General features: G+C 59.7%; 14 protein-coding genes. 2 read left to right on the forward strand and 12 right to left on the reverse strand.

Features of this window, described 5'->3' with window-relative positions; all coding sequences use genetic code 11:
• Positions 1 to 68 precede the first annotated feature (68 nt).
• Positions 69 to 1,517 carry an IMP dehydrogenase gene (guaB, locus tag GS620_RS03290; RefSeq protein WP_170344221.1) on the reverse strand — a complete coding sequence of 483 codons (1,449 nt, stop codon included), beginning with the start codon at positions 1,515 to 1,517 and terminating at the stop codon, positions 69 to 71.
• 216 nt (positions 1,518 to 1,733) lie between these two features.
• Between guaB and GS620_RS03295 the strand changes: the two genes are divergently transcribed.
• Positions 1,734 to 3,779, forward strand: a complete 2,046-nt coding sequence (locus GS620_RS03295; RefSeq protein ID WP_171614487.1) for an ASKHA domain-containing protein — start codon at positions 1,734 to 1,736, stop codon at positions 3,777 to 3,779.
• A gap of 52 nt (positions 3,780 to 3,831) precedes the next feature.
• Here the strand turns inward: GS620_RS03295 and GS620_RS03300 are convergent, their stop codons facing one another.
• The 11 genes from GS620_RS03300 to GS620_RS03350 all read right to left on the reverse strand — a co-directional run bounded on the left by GS620_RS03300 (position 3,832) and on the right by GS620_RS03350 (position 12,847).
• Positions 3,832 to 4,938 (reverse strand): alpha-hydroxy acid oxidase, encoded by a 1,107-nt coding sequence (locus GS620_RS03300; RefSeq protein ID WP_171614043.1) that lies wholly within the window; start codon positions 4,936 to 4,938, stop codon positions 3,832 to 3,834.
• Positions 4,938 to 5,492, reverse strand: a complete 555-nt coding sequence (gene comE, locus GS620_RS03305; protein ID WP_171228302.1) for a sulfopyruvate decarboxylase subunit beta — start codon at positions 5,490 to 5,492, stop codon at positions 4,938 to 4,940. The genes GS620_RS03300 and comE overlap by 1 nt, the downstream gene beginning before the upstream one ends.
• Complete coding sequence (gene comD / locus GS620_RS03310) at positions 5,489 to 5,995, reverse strand: sulfopyruvate decarboxylase subunit alpha (RefSeq protein WP_152458032.1); 507 nt, start codon at positions 5,993 to 5,995, stop codon at positions 5,489 to 5,491. The genes comE and comD overlap by 4 nt, the downstream gene beginning before the upstream one ends.
• 49 nt (positions 5,996 to 6,044) lie before the next feature.
• Positions 6,045 to 6,455, reverse strand: a complete 411-nt coding sequence (locus tag GS620_RS03315; RefSeq protein WP_152458033.1) for a universal stress protein — start codon at positions 6,453 to 6,455, stop codon at positions 6,045 to 6,047.
• A gap of 23 nt (positions 6,456 to 6,478) precedes the next feature.
• Complete coding sequence (locus tag GS620_RS03320; RefSeq protein WP_171614045.1) at positions 6,479 to 7,459, reverse strand: zinc-binding dehydrogenase; 981 nt, start codon at positions 7,457 to 7,459, stop codon at positions 6,479 to 6,481.
• On the reverse strand, positions 7,456 to 8,217 hold the full coding sequence (locus GS620_RS03325; protein ID WP_171204787.1) for an SDR family NAD(P)-dependent oxidoreductase: 762 nt from the start codon (positions 8,215 to 8,217) through the stop codon (positions 7,456 to 7,458). The genes GS620_RS03320 and GS620_RS03325 overlap by 4 nt, the downstream gene beginning before the upstream one ends.
• Positions 8,210 to 9,517, reverse strand: a complete 1,308-nt coding sequence (gene hisD / locus GS620_RS03330) for a histidinol dehydrogenase (RefSeq protein WP_171614047.1) — start codon at positions 9,515 to 9,517, stop codon at positions 8,210 to 8,212. Before hisD ends, GS620_RS03325 begins: the two co-directional genes overlap by 8 nt.
• Positions 9,518 to 9,529: 12 nt before the next feature.
• Positions 9,530 to 10,858: a TRAP transporter large permease gene (locus GS620_RS03335; RefSeq protein WP_170344209.1), complete on the reverse strand. Its 1,329-nt coding sequence runs from the start codon at positions 10,856 to 10,858 to the stop codon at positions 9,530 to 9,532.
• 11 nt (positions 10,859 to 10,869) lie between these two features.
• Positions 10,870 to 11,382 carry a TRAP transporter small permease gene (locus tag GS620_RS03340; protein ID WP_170344207.1) on the reverse strand — a complete coding sequence of 171 codons (513 nt, stop codon included), beginning with the start codon at positions 11,380 to 11,382 and terminating at the stop codon, positions 10,870 to 10,872.
• A 110-nt stretch (positions 11,383 to 11,492) separates the two neighbouring features.
• On the reverse strand, positions 11,493 to 12,638 hold the full coding sequence (locus GS620_RS03345) for a TRAP transporter substrate-binding protein (RefSeq protein WP_171168041.1): 1,146 nt from the start codon (positions 12,636 to 12,638) through the stop codon (positions 11,493 to 11,495).
• A 23-nt stretch (positions 12,639 to 12,661) separates the two neighbouring features.
• Complete coding sequence (locus GS620_RS03350; RefSeq protein WP_171115836.1) at positions 12,662 to 12,847, reverse strand: hypothetical protein; 186 nt, start codon at positions 12,845 to 12,847, stop codon at positions 12,662 to 12,664.
• Between the two features lie 134 nt (positions 12,848 to 12,981).
• Here GS620_RS03350 and GS620_RS03355 point away from each other — a divergent pair, with 134 nt between their 5' ends.
• The gene (locus GS620_RS03355) at positions 12,982 to 14,004 is read left to right on the forward strand and encodes a LacI family DNA-binding transcriptional regulator (protein WP_171614050.1); all 1,023 of its coding nucleotides are present in this window, start codon (positions 12,982 to 12,984) and stop codon (positions 14,002 to 14,004) included.
• Positions 14,005 to 14,021 lie beyond the last annotated feature (17 nt).

A 14,021-nucleotide genomic window follows, 5' to 3' on the forward strand; every position in this document is an offset into this window, starting at 1 on the left:
GCCCGGCTGGCCGATCCAATTGGTAAAATGGCACCCGCTCGCGAGTGCCTTGTGTCTTGCTGGATGGCTTACATGACCCGGTAGTTCGGGCTTTCGCGGGTGATCTGAACATCGTGCACGTGGCTCTCCTTCAGACCGGCGCCGGTAATTTTCACGAAATTGCAGTTCTTGCGCATCTCTTCGATGGTGGCGCAGCCGGTATACCCCATCGCCGCACGCAAGCCGCCAACCAACTGGTGGATCACGGCACTGGCCGAGCCTTTGTAGGGCACCTGCCCTTCGATGCCTTCGGGCACCAGTTTGTCATTGGCTGCATCTTTCTGGAAATAGCGGTCGGCTGATCCGCGCGCCATTGCACCCAGGCTGCCCATCCCGCGATAGGATTTGAACGAACGGCCCTGATACAGGATCACCTCGCCCGGGCTTTCGTCGGTGCCCGCAATCATCGACCCGACCATGGCACAGGATGCCCCGGCGGCAATCGCCTTTGCAAAGTCACCCGAGAACTTGATACCGCCATCCGCGATGACCGGAACGTCGCCCGCTGCTGCCGCACAATCGCTGATCGCGGTCAACTGAGGAACACCAACCCCCGCCACCATCCGTGTGGTACAGATCGACCCCGGGCCAATACCCACCTTGATCGCGTCGGCACCAGCATCGATCAGCGCTTTGGTCGCCTCGCCGGTTGCAACGTTGCCGGCAATGATTTGAACCTCGTTCGACAGGGTCTTGACCCGCCTCACAGCGTCCAGCACGCCCTGAGAATGACCATGCGCCGTATCGACGACGATGATGTCGACACCCGAATCCACCAATTGCTCGGACCGTTCGAATCCGGCATCCCCGACCGACGTCGCCGCAGCAACCCGCAGGCGACCCAGGCGGTCCTTGCAAGCGGTTGGGTTCAAAACGGCCTGTTCCGTATCCTTCAGCGTCAGAAGACCGGTCAGCTTGCCTTCACCATCCACGACCAGCAGCTTTTCGATACGGCGCGCCCGCATCAGGCTTTTGGCTTCTTCCAGATCGGCCGGTTCCTGTAGCATCGCCAGGTTTTCCGAAGTCATCATCGCGTGTACCGGTGTATCGTCCGAGTTCGCAAAGCGCATGTCGCGGTTGGTCAGGATACCCACCACGCGGCCCTGCTCGTCGACGACTGGAAAACCGGTGAAGTTGTAGCGCTGTACCAGCGCGTTGGCGTCGGCCAATGTCTGATCCACCCGCAACGTCACGGGGTTATAGACAATACCGGATTCGAACCGCTTGACCCGGCGGACTTCGCGGGCCTGTTCTTCCACCGAAAGGTTCTTGTGTACCACACCGATGCCGCCCGCCTGCGCCATGGCAATGGCCATTCGTGCCTCGGTCACGGTGTCCATGGCCGAACTCAGCAGCGGGATGTTCATGGTGATTTCGCGCGTCACACGCGTGGTCGTATCCGCCGTTGCCGGCAGCACGGAAGATGCGCCCGGAACCAGGAGAACGTCGTCAAAGGTAAGTGCCTCACGAATCTGCATCTGAATACCCCATGCAAAAGCCCGTTTGGCGGTGACCCTATTACATGGATTGAACCAAAGGAAAAGCCCTTGGGGGCAACTCTTTGGCTCTGGTTGTCGATGCAGTGGAAGAAAACGACGCTCGTTGTGCAGATCGTGCCGCTGATGGCCTTTCCCTTTTCGCGCAAACCCATATCTTGCCCGGCATACGCGCGAATATGAAAAGGTATGTCACTGATGACCACCGACCCTCTTGTCGTCTTTACCCCGTCCGGCAAACGCGGGCACTTCCCCGTCGGCACCCCAATTCTGACGGCGGCCCGTCAATTGGGGGTGGATCTGGATTCGGTCTGCGGGGGCCGCGGCATCTGTTCAAAGTGCCAGATCACACCCAGCTATGGCGAATTTCCCAAGCACGGCGTCACGGTGTCAGAGGATGCGTTGAGCGAATGGAACGCCGTCGAACAGCGTTATGACGACAAACGCGGTCTGAAACCGGGCCGCCGTCTGGGCTGTCAGGCCTCGGTTCAGGGCGATGTGGTGATCGACGTACCGCCCGAAAGCCAGGTGCACCGGCAGGTCGTGCGCAAGGCAGCCGCCGCGCGTGCCATCACGATGGACCCGGCCACGCGCCTTTACTTCGTTGTGGTGGAAGAACCCGACATGCATTCGCCCACCGGTGATCTGGAACGGCTGGAGCGGGCGTTACGCGAGCAGTGGGACATCGAAGCCGTCACGGCGGACCTCACGTTGATGTCCAAACTTCAACCGGTTCTGCGCAAGGGTAAATGGGAAGTCACCGTGGCGCTCCACAAAGGTCACAAGGACAGCGTGGCGCGTATCGTCGAAATCTGGCCCGGCCTGCATGAAGGCGGGCTGTATGGTCTGGCCATCGACCTTGGCTCGACCACCATCGCCGCGCATCTGACCGATCTGGAAACCGGCGAGGTCAAGGCATCCTCTGGCCTCATGAATCCACAGATCCGCTTTGGTGAAGACCTGATGAGCCGCGTTTCGTACTCCATGATGAACCCCGGCGGCGATCGGGAAATGACCAAGGCAGTGCGCGAGGCGATCAACGACCTGGCCACATCGATTGCCGAAGAGGCAGGCATTGACACCTCTCTGATCGTGGAAACGGTGTTCGTCTGCAACCCGGTCATGCATCACTTGCTGCTGGGGCTGGACCCGGTGGAACTGGGTCAGGCGCCGTTTGCGCTGGCAACGTCGGAAAGCATGTCGCTGCCCGCGCGCGAGATGGATCTGACCACCATGAACCCACGCGCGCAGGTCTACATCCTGCCCTGTATCGCGGGCCATGTGGGCGCAGATTGCGCGGCGGTTGCCCTGTCCGAAGAACCCGGCAAGTCCGAAGATCTGGTTCTGATCGTCGACGTTGGCACCAACGCCGAAATCCTGCTGGGCAATACCAGCCGCGTGCTCGCCTGTTCCTCACCCACCGGGCCTGCCTTCGAAGGTGCTCAGATCAGTTCTGGCCAGCGCGCTGCGCCCGGCGCAATCGAGAGAATCGAGATCGACCCTGTCACCAAGGAACCCCGATTCCGCGTCATCGGGTCCGAGAAGTGGTCTGACGAAGATGGCTTTGATCAGGAGATCGCCACGACCGGGATCACAGGCATCTGCGGATCCGGTATCATCGAGGCAGTGGCCGAGATGCGTATCGCAGGCCTGCTGGACGAAGGCGGCCTGATCGGATCGGCGGAACAGACTGGCACTGCACGCTGCGTGCCCGAAGGTCGCACGCACGCCTATCTGATCCACGATGCCAGCGCCGAAGGTGGCCCCCGCATCACGGTCACGCAGGGTGACATCCGTGCCATCCAGCTTGCGAAATCCGCATTGTACGCAGGTGCACGCCTGCTGATGGACGAAATGAATGTCGAAAAGGTGGATCGCGTGGTTCTGGCCGGTGCGTTCGGCGCGCATATCTCGACCAAACACGCCATGGTGCTGGGAATGATACCCGACGCGCCACTGGATAAAGTCTCCAGCGCGGGCAACGCCGCAGGCACCGGCGCACGTATCGCGCTGTGCAATATCGAATCGCGCGCCGAGATCGAGCGCGTCGTGCGCGAGATCACCAAGATCGAAACCGCCATCGAGCCGAAGTTTCAGGATCACTTCGTGGCCGCCAATGCGATCCCGCACAAGACGGATCCGTTCCCGGAACTGGCCCAGGTTGTCACTTTGCCCAACCCAAGCTTCAACACCGGCGGCGAAACCGAAGCAGGTGGCGGTCGGCGTCGCAGGCGCCGCGGTTAAAGCGACAGCTCAGTGACCCGTGGGAAACCTCGGGTCATTGCCGTCATCCACATCAAGCGTTGCGTCGGACCTCGTCCAGCGACGTGACGCCCAGCTGGGCCATGGCGATGCTGATTTCTTCGCTGAGTACCGACCATAGCTGCGCCAGACCCTTTTCGCCTTCGGCCGCAATTGCAAATTGAAGGATGCGACCGAAAAAGGCAAAGTCCGCCCCGTTCGCAAGCGCCTTGAGAACGTCTTCACCAGAACGCAGCCCGCTGTCGTAGAAAAGCGGAAAATCCGGACCGACGGCCTTGCGTATCTGGGGCAGCACCGTGATTGGCGCGGGCGCACTTTCCAACTGGCGTGCACCATGGCTTGAGACCTGAATTGCGTCCACGCCCGCTGACTTGAGCCTTTGCGCGTCGTCTGCGTCCAATACGCCTTTGACCACCAGATTTCCGGTCCACTGGTCGCGCAGACGGGCCAATGTCTCCCACGTGGCCTTGGCGCGGCTTTCAGTGCGGTCGAAATCGTAGCCATCCATCCGGAAATTCGCCATTTCCGGCTTGCCTTTCAGCAGGACCGGCAAGGACCACCGGGGGTGCAAGGCAAAATCCATCACCTGCTTTGGCCCCATTTTGAAGGGCATTTTGAACCCATGACGCAACTCGCGCGGGCGTCGGCCAACCTCGGGCACATCCACGGTCAGCACCAGTGTCTCGTACCCCGCCGCCTTGGCGCGATCGACCAGCTTGAATGTGCCGCTGCCATCGCCGCTGAAATACAGCTGGAACCAGGCATGGCCTTCCGCTTCGACGATCAGATCCTCCATCGCGGTCGAGGCCACAGTCGAAACCCCAAGCGGCACCTCGTGGCGTGCCGCGATGCGGGCCAGCATCAAGTCGGCCCCCGGCGCGGACAAATTGCACATGCCCATCGGCGCGATACCAAACGGGCGTTTCGCGGGCCGGTCGAACAGCGAAGTTGCCAGAGATCTTTCACTGACGTCGCGCAGGATGCGCGGGCGCAAGGTCATTGCATCCAAAGCGGATCGATTGCGACCGGCACCCATCTCGGCCCCGGCTGCACCATCAATATAGTCGAACACCATCCACGGAAGACGCCGCCGCGCCAGGCGGCGGGCGTCCTCGGCGCTGTGGATGGCGCTTGCACCCATCAGGCCTGAACGGCCTTCATGAAGCGGTCGCGGATGACCACCGGATCCATCGTGATCGGCGGCATCTTGGCATTGCCGCTTTCGCACTTGCTGACGATGATGGTCATCTGTTTGGCATCCAGCGCCTCTTGCAGCACACGCCCGGTGTCTTCGGCGGCACATTCGATCACGCGCTCACACCCGGCGGCCTCGGCCATTTTGGCCAGCGAGGTCTTTTGCCCCGCATAGGTCGGCTGATCGCCGGTCGAGCCGTACGAGCCATTGTCCACGATCAGCAGGATGTAATTGTCCGCCACGTTGTTGGCGATCGTTGGCAGGGTGCCCAGATTGGTCAGGATCGAGCCGTCGCCGTCGATGACGATCACCGGCTTCGGCTGTGACAGCGCCAGCCCCAGACCGATCGAGGACGCAAGCCCCATGGTGCCAAGCATGTAGAAGTTGGTGGGCTGGTCGTCGATGGCATGCAGCTCCTGGCTGGGAATGCCGATGTTGCAGACAACCAGTTGATCACGCAGGATCGGGGCGATTTCCTTCAGAATTTCAGAACGGATCATTGGTCGCCATAGCCTCCCCAGAAATTGGCGTCGGTCAGGATGGCGACCGGCTTGTTGCACATGAAGGTGTATTTCAGGATCGCGTCGAGCTCTTCGACATCGGCCTGATGGTGGAAGTGGTAGGTGGGGATGTTCAGCTGAGCCAGCAGCGCCTTGGTGTGAACCGCCATTTCAACCTGGCAGGCAATGGGTTCGCGCAATTCCCCTCGGTACGATATCAGCATCGGCAGCGGCATCCGGTAATACTGGATCAGCGTGGCCAGCGTATTGATCGTTACGCCAATGGCTGTGTTCTGCATGATGATCGCGGGCCGCTTGCCGCCCATCCAAGCCCCTGCACACAGGCCCATCCCTTCGTCTTCCTTGTTGGACGGGATGTGATAGATGCCTTCGCGCTCGTCGATTTCCGCGATGACACCTGCCAATTGCTTGCACGGGACAGTGGTGACAAACGAGATATCGTTGGCCACCAGATCGTCGGTGATCTTTTTGTCTATGTTCATGATCCAGCTTTTGGTCCTGTTTGGGGCGCTAGACGCGCGATTGAGGAATTCAGGCCCTTCGGTGCACGTGTACGGCACAGGGGGCATGGCGGACGACGCGCGAAGCGGTCGATCCAAGGAAGTAGTCGCTCAGGTCCGGCTTGTGCGAGCCGATTACGATACAGTCGACATTCTTGCTGCTGGCATAGTCGATGATGGACCGCGCAGTATGGCCTTTGACGATTTCGGCCGTCACTCCTTCAAGCCCTTCGACTTTTTGCAACAATTGCAAACGGGCCCGTTCGAACCCTTCGGCGACAACCGATTTGTCCAGATAGGCGCTGACCGATCCCTGAGGCATCTCGTAGACATGCAGCGCAATTATTTCTGCGCCCTCTCCTGACAAGGCCCGTGCGATTTCCAGTGTGTGTTGCGATATGCCGTGATCCAAAGCTAACGGGACCAGTATTTTTGTGTACATGAAGGTCTCCAGTTCTGTCAGTTCTATCCCCAGGGTCTCAGGATAATCTTCGGTGCGGCCACGGCGCCAGACCGGATATCGCAAAACGCTTGCGCGCCGTCGGCCAGAGCGCGTTCTTCTATCCAGTCCAGAGCCCCCAGCCGCCCGTCAAAGATCGCCTGAGCCGTCTGGCGAAAGTCTTTGGCGGTGTATGTGTAAGTCCCTATGAATGTGATTTCCTGCAAGGTCATCCGGCGAACATCCAGACCACCGGTATCCTCACCCAAACCCACATGCGCGATCACGCCGCCCGGTTCGGCCATGGCCGAGGCAACCGACCGCGTCGCAGCGTACCCCACGGCATCTATGACCAACGGGTAAGTCCCTTTGGCTGACTCCACCAGCGCAAAGCTTTCGATTTTCGCCAGGTAGTTGCGACGCAGCTGGTTTGGTTCCGCGATGGTCACATCGTCAACGCCCATTGCCCGCAAGGCCAACGCCGCCGCAAGGCCGATGGCCCCGCCGCCGATCACCAGTGCGCGACGGTCCATCGCAGGATGCAGAACCTCGATCCCCAACCGGACCGCATGCCAGCTGACGGCAAGCGGTTCCGCCAGCGCGGCTTTGGCAAACGAAACATCCTCCGGGACCTCAACAAGATTGCTGGCAGGCATGGTGACGTATTGAGCAAACGCCCCTTCCCGCGGAGGCATCGAGATGATCTGGCGATCCGGACACAGGTTTTCCCGGCCGGCCAGGCAGGCCGCGCATTGACCGCAGCTTACCAGCGGATTGATCGTGACACGATCACCGGCTCGTATCCCGTCGACAATCACACCGGCCGCCTCGTGCCCCAGAATCAGCGGAGCCGGACGGCGGGCATCATGGCCCAGATAGGCGTGCATGTCCGACCCGCAGATGCCAACCGCCTCGATCCGGATCAAATGCTCGGACGGACCCGCCTCGGCATCCGGCACATCGCCGAACACCATCTGCTCCACACCTTGGTAAACCAGTGCCTTCATTTGGCTGTGAACCCTCCATCAACCATAAGAACCTGCCCCGTGACATAGCCGGACGCGTTCGAGCACAAAAACAGGATCGGCCCGTCGATATCCTGCATCTGCCCATTGCGCCCAATGCAGGTTTGAGCGGCGTTGCGTTCCGCGCGCTGGGGGTCGTCAAACACGGCCTGGGTCAGCTCGGTCGGAAAGAACCCCGGACCGATTGCGTTGGCGGTAATGCCAAAGGGCGACCAGGCTTCGGCCATGGCACGGGTCAATTGCGCGATCCCGGCCTTGGTCGCGCCATAGGCAATGCCGCCCGGAAAGGCCCGCGTCGTTTGCAGCGAGGCGAAATTGACGATGCGCCCCCACCCCTTTTTTTTCATTTCGGGCACCATCGACTGACTCAGGAAAAACGGCGCGCTCAGGTTCAGGGCAAGCGTGGCATCCCAGCCATCAGGTGTCACCTCGTCGGCGGCCTCACGCGTGTTGACGCCGGCCGCGTGCACCAGAATATCCGGTGCGCCAAACTTGGAATTGATCACCTGCACCAGCCCGCCGATTCCGGCACGATCCGCAACATCAGCAACGACGGCTTCTGCGTGTTCGCCGATTTCGGCCTGCATCTGCGCCAACGCGTCGCTGCGCCGTGCCACGCCGACAACGCGCGCGCCGGCCGCGGCAAGTGTCCGCGCCACCTGCCGCCCCAGCCCCGAACTGGCGCCGGTGATGCAGGCCACCCGGCCCGTCAGGTCAAACAGTGTGCGCGGGTCATCCATCGGCGGTCAGATCGAACTGCTCATCCGGGAAATACTTGGCCAGACGCACATCCGCTGCACGGGCGTGACCTTCCATACCTTCCAGTCGGGAAATCCGTGCGGTGGCTTCGGCGATCGATTTCGATCCTTCACGTGTCGCGCGCTGCCAGGTGACGATCTTCATGTATTTGTGAACACTCAAACCGCCGGTGTAACTGGCCGCACCCGAAGTCGGCAGAACATGGTTCGTTCCGGTTGCCTTGTCCCCGTAGGACACGGTGGTTTCCTCACCCAGGAACAGCGAACCATAGCAGGTCAGGCGATCCAGCCACCAATCCAGATCCTCGGCCTGAACTGTCAGGTGCTCGGGCGCATATTCATCGGAACAGGCGGCCATCTCTTCGCGGTCGGAACAGACAATGACTTCGGCATAGTCGCGCCACGCGGCCGAGGCGTTTTCCCGGTTCAGCTCGGGCAGATCGTCGATCAAAACCGGAACCAGCTCCATGACATTCTGCGCAAGGTCGCGATCATCCGTCACCAGCCAGACGGGCGAATTGTACCCGTGCTCGGCCTGACTGACCAGATCGGTTGCCACCACATGCGCGTCCGCGGAACTGTCGGCAAGGATCAGGCTGTCGGTCGGGCCGGCGATCATGTCGATACCAACCTTGCCGTACAGGATGCGTTTGGCCTCGGCCACGAACTGGTTTCCCGGCCCCACAAGGATATTGGCGCGTGGCAAACCGAACAAACCATAGGTCATGGCGGCCACGCCCTGCACACCGCCCATGGCCAGAATGCTGTCGGCTCCGCAGATATGCGCGGCATAGACAATCGCTGGCGCCACGCCCTCGCCCGGACGGGGCGGAGAACAGGCCGTGATGTGACGGCACCCGGCAACCTTGGCCGTTGTCACCGTCATGATCGCGCTGGCGATATGGCTATAGCGCCCACCGGGAACATAGCATCCTGCCGCATCCACCGGGATCGCCTTTTGCCCCGCAACGAAACCGGGAACGATCTCCATCTGTACGTCCGACACGGTAGCCTTCTGCGTCTCGGCAAAGCGTCGGACGTTGTCATGGGCAAAGCGTATATCGGCCTTCAGTTTTTCCGGCACCAGCGCGATGGCAGCATCAATCTCGTCCTGCGTCATCAGGACATTTCCTTCGAACTTGTCGAACTTGACGGCGTATTCCAGCGCCTTGGCATCGCCACCGGCCTCGATATCGGCAAGGATGGTCTTGACCGTATCATGCACCTCTGAGGCATGTGATTGAGCGGTTAAAGTCGCCTTTTTCAAATATTCACGAGGCATGTTCAGCAGGTCCTATTGGTAGATTTCAGGAAGCAGTGTGGTCGACACAGCAGGCACGTAGGCGATCAGGATCACCACGATCAGCATGGTCAGTACGAAAGGAATGGCCCGAGCGGCAATCTTCAGAATGGACTCACCGGTAATGCCAGATACGACGAACAGGTTCAGACCCAGCGGCGGCGTGATGAAGCCCACACCCAGCGCGGTGATCATCATGATGCAGAACTGGATTTCATTCATGCCGATATTGTCGGCCAGCGGTTTCAGGATCGGCGCCAGGATCACGATGTTCGGCGTTGTCTCCATCACACAGCCCGCTGCGATCAGGATGCCGATCATCAGCAAGATCAACAGATACGGATCATCGGTAAGCGACGTGACCGAGGCCACGAAGCCCTGTGGCACGCCCATGATCGCCAGTGCTTCGGCCAAGGGTGCCGAGAAGGCGATGATCGGCAGGATGACTCCGTTCACCTTCGCCGAACTGACCAGCATCGATGGAAAGTCCGCCAGCGTCAGTGTGCGCAGGATGAAGCCCATGATGATGGTGACGACCACGGCGGTTGCGCCGGCTTCGGTCGGGGTCAGGCGACCTGAGAAGATGCCGTAGAAAATGATCCCCGGCACGATGAACGCGTACCAGCCCGATTTCAGCGCCTTGCCCAGATTGGCCAGCCATTCCCCCATGGTCATCATGCCGCCGCCCTCATAGGCGTAAAGACGGTTCATGATGATGTTGGTGATCAGGATCGACACCAGGATGGCCAGACCCGGGATCAAGGCTGCTAGAAACAGGGTCGAGGCGGAAATACCCAGCACGAGGCCGATGATGATATAGGCGATCGAGGGCGGGATCAGGATGCCGGTACAGGCACCAGCCGCAACCAGAGCACAGGCATAGGGACGCGGATATCCGCTTTCCACCAGCCGGTTGATGGTCATCCGACCAACCGCCGCCGCCCCGGCAGCATCCGACCCTGAAATCGCGGCAAACATACCGCAGACCAGAACCGTTGCCGAACCGAACCCGCCTTTGGCGAAGCATGTCAGCGCCTCGGCTACGTCCAGGAATTTGCGCGACAGACCGGTCCGTACCAGAACGTCCCCGGTCAGGATGAACAATGGCACAGCGGTCAGGGCAAATGCGTCGATACCTGTGAACAGGCTTTCTCCGACCAGGCTGAGAGGTAGATCACCGGACATGATCAGCATCACGATCGCCGCTGTTCCTATGGCGGCCCAAACGGGCACGGCCAAGGCGATCAGGCCTACGAACAGGATCACCGGCAGGTAAAAATCCCAGCCCAGTTCAACGGTTTGATTGAGAGAATTCCAAAGCATCCGTATTCTCCTCAGTCAAACAGCTTGTCGCCTTCGAAGACGGGGGTGCCGTCACGAAGTGATTTCAGGTCACGCAGGAAGGATTGGATCAGCCGCCATATCATCAGGGCAAATCCAGTGGGCACGGCCATAAGGAACCAGACTTTCGAGACCCGAAGCCCATCCGTGACCGAGCCGAACTTGGCCGAAACGTGAACCGCCTCATACGACCAGTAGAGCGCGATGATCGCCACGCCGAACATCACCAGATCGCCAAAAATATAAAGCACCGCCTTGGGGCGCGGCCCGATGTAGTGCATGATCACATCGATCCGTATGTGCGCCCGCTCTTTCACCGCAGCGGCGGCACCGATCCAGGCAAGGTAGATGAAGGAATACCGAACGATCTCCTCGCCCCAGATCGACGAATAGGCAAAAATCTCGCGCCGCAGCACCTCGATGGCCATGGTAATCACCAGCATCACGTAGAACACCAGCAGCAACCAACGCTCTGCGTTTCGGTCTATGTTTTGAAGAATGGTCATCTGATCCTCCGGCGCAGGGACAGCCTGACCCGCGCCTTATGTGGCGGGTTGTTGTCGGGCTGACTGAAAGTAAGGTTCGTGGACGCCCGTCAGGCGTCCACGGCTTGGGCTTACGCGTCGTGGACGTAGTATTTGCCCTGAGTACCGGCGGCTTCGACCAGCTTTTCGAAGTTTTCCATCGATCCAGCCAGTTCCATCTTGAACGGATCCCAATCGGCGTTTTGATACCCGCCGGCATCCTGCCATTCCGCTAGTTGGTCGTCACTGAGCGAGTGGAACTGCACCCCGGCCTTGTTCAGCTCGGCCATGGCATAGGCGCGGGCCGACGGAACCTTGGACAGGTTCTGATGGCTGGTCATTTCCGACCCCCACATGATGCCTTCCTGCACATCAGCCGGCATCGAGTTGAACCATTCCAGATTACAGGAATAAACTTGGCTGTCCGGCACCGCCTGCGTGAAGGTCACATGGCTGAGGATGTCCTTGAAGCCGAAGACATAGAGTGCGCCAACCGAAGGATCGAGCGCATCCGCAACGCCCTGCTTGATGGCCGAGGGGGTCTCGCCCCAGGCAACGGGCGTCGGGTTGGCGCCGACCATCCGGTAGTATTGTTGCAGCATCTTGGATCCCGGCACGCGGAACTTGATCCCGCTCATATCACCGGGTGTGAGCACGGCATTGCCGCCCTGACGAACCGCAACGACGCGCGGGTCGATGTTCACATAGAACAGAGCCTTGAACCCTGCCGCTTCGACCTTGGGGTGAACCTCACTTTTCCACGTGTCCGAATGGACAAGGTTCGTGAAACGCTGGTTCGAGCCGCACAGGTACGGCATGTTGATCAGGTCGACTGTCGACGCGAACGGCGCGAAATTCGACAGCGAATGCTGCGCCGCCTGAATGGTGCCGCCCTGCACCTTCTGGACCAGTGCGCCACCCGCACCAAGCTGACCGCCGGGGGCCAGTTTGACATAGACCTTGCCGTTTGTGGCGTTCTGGATGTTCTCTTTCAGATCCAGTTGCATGATGGGGTAGCTGCGCGATGCGCCCAGCACGTAAGCTGTGGCTACTGTCATTACATGGTCAGCGGCCTTTTCACGCTCGCTTTCTTCCTTCGCGGTCTGCGCGGCGGCCTCGGAAGACCACAAAACGCCCCCTGCCCCAGCGACCAATGCGGCCGTAAACGCGCCACTGGCGCTCAGTTTCAGAAAATTGCGGCGCTCGGCCGATGCCAGTTCGGTCTTGTCGGTTTTCATCAATTGCCCTCCCAAGCAAAAGTTCAGCTGCCGTCTTGTGCGTCCCGGTCAGCTTCCTTTTTCAGAATTGCGACAACGAACAGGATCGAAGCCGCGAACAGAACCAACATCTCTCCAACGTCGCCAAGAAACGCGCTGCTCGCAAAAGCACCCAAAGCGACATTTGCGAAATAGATCGCAAAAACGATGACTGATGCAGCGAGATACATTTCCGGGACTCCCTTCAGAATCGGCTCAAATACATTTGTAAGCGCTTACATCATAAATGCAAGCGCTTACATAAACGCTTTCATCCTTGGAAAAATGCGACTAACTTAGGCGAACCGGAATTGAGAGTTCGAGAATGTCAAAACATCGGTCCGCACCGACGCTGGATGACGTTGCCAAGGCAGCAGGCGTTTCAACTGCCACCGTGTCACGGTGCCTGAACACCCCGCAACAGGTGGTCGAGGCAACGCGGAAACGTGTTCTGTCTGCCGTAGACACCCTTGGCTACACGCCGAACTTTGCAGCCCGAGTGATGGCTGCACGGCGTTCTTTCACGATCGGCGCGATAATTCCGACGATGGAAAATGCAATCTTTGCAAGGGGGTTGCAGGCGTTCCAAGAGGAGATTCACAAACAGGGCTACACCTTGCTGGTCTCCAGCTCGGCTTACCAGCCGGCCGCAGAAGAAGAACAGATCCGAACGCTGGTTGCGCGGGGCGCCGACGGGCTGTTGCTGATCGGGCATGACCGGGACGTGCAAATCTACGACTATCTCGAAAGGCGTAAAGTGCCGGCCCTTGTCGCGTGGTCCTTCCTGCCAGACGAACCAATACCGTCCGTCGGGTTTGACAACAGACGGGCGATGAAGGCTTTGACAAGCAAGATCATCGAATTAGGCCATACGCGGTTGGCAACGATTTCAGGCATCAGCAAGGGCAACGACCGTGCGCGTCTGAGGATCCAGGGGATAAAAGACGCGATGTCCCGACATGGACTGTCGCAGGACGACCTGTCGGTGATCGAAACCTCGTACGAGATTGAAAACGGCGCCGATGCGTTCAAGCATCTCATGTCGAATGACAACCCGCCGACCGCGGTGTTGTGCGGCAACGACGTTCTGGCCGTCGGTGCGGTACGCCAAGCTCAGCAGATGGGACTGCGGGTGCCCGAAGATGTATCGATCACCGGATTTGATGATATCGAGCTTGCGCGCATTGTCGCCCCTGCCCTGACAACTGTCCATGTTCCTCATCGTGACATGGGACGCAAGGCTGCCCAGGCGTTGATTCAGATGATCGAATCCAATGCACCGGGCAAATCTGTTGAACTGCCGACGCACATCGTTGGCAGAGAGTCCTTGCTTGGCCTCAACAGCTAGAACCGGCTATACAAGCC

The organism is Ruegeria sp. HKCCD6428 (assembly GCF_013110595.1).
Taxonomy (GTDB): domain Bacteria; phylum Pseudomonadota; class Alphaproteobacteria; order Rhodobacterales; family Rhodobacteraceae; genus Ruegeria.

Excerpts from the sequence above, each read along its gene's own strand:
- GS620_RS03335 (WP_170344209.1), bottom strand. The coding sequence starts at position 10,858 with ATGCTTTGGAATTCTCTCAATCAAACCGTTGAACTGGGCTGGGATTTT.
- GS620_RS03320 (WP_171614045.1), bottom strand. The coding sequence starts at position 7,459 with ATGAAGGCACTGGTTTACCAAGGTGTGGAGCAGATGGTGTTCGGCGAT.
- GS620_RS03315 (WP_152458033.1), bottom strand. The coding sequence starts at position 6,455 with ATGTACACAAAAATACTGGTCCCGTTAGCTTTGGATCACGGCATATCG.
- comD (WP_152458032.1), bottom strand. The coding sequence starts at position 5,995 with ATGAACATAGACAAAAAGATCACCGACGATCTGGTGGCCAACGATATC.
- hisD (WP_171614047.1), bottom strand. The coding sequence starts at position 9,517 with ATGCCTCGTGAATATTTGAAAAAGGCGACTTTAACCGCTCAATCACAT.
- comE (WP_171228302.1), bottom strand. The coding sequence starts at position 5,492 with ATGATCCGTTCTGAAATTCTGAAGGAAATCGCCCCGATCCTGCGTGAT.
- GS620_RS03345 (WP_171168041.1), bottom strand. The coding sequence starts at position 12,638 with ATGAAAACCGACAAGACCGAACTGGCATCGGCCGAGCGCCGCAATTTT.
- GS620_RS03355 (WP_171614050.1), top strand. The coding sequence starts at position 12,982 with ATGTCAAAACATCGGTCCGCACCGACGCTGGATGACGTTGCCAAGGCA.
- GS620_RS03340 (WP_170344207.1), bottom strand. The coding sequence starts at position 11,382 with ATGACCATTCTTCAAAACATAGACCGAAACGCAGAGCGTTGGTTGCTG.
- GS620_RS03325 (WP_171204787.1), bottom strand. The coding sequence starts at position 8,217 with ATGGATGACCCGCGCACACTGTTTGACCTGACGGGCCGGGTGGCCTGC.
- GS620_RS03300 (WP_171614043.1), bottom strand. The coding sequence starts at position 4,938 with ATGGGTGCAAGCGCCATCCACAGCGCCGAGGACGCCCGCCGCCTGGCG.
- GS620_RS03295 (WP_171614487.1), top strand. The coding sequence starts at position 1,734 with ATGACCACCGACCCTCTTGTCGTCTTTACCCCGTCCGGCAAACGCGGG.
- guaB (WP_170344221.1), bottom strand. The coding sequence starts at position 1,517 with ATGCAGATTCGTGAGGCACTTACCTTTGACGACGTTCTCCTGGTTCCG.
- GS620_RS03350 (WP_171115836.1), bottom strand. The coding sequence starts at position 12,847 with ATGTATCTCGCTGCATCAGTCATCGTTTTTGCGATCTATTTCGCAAAT.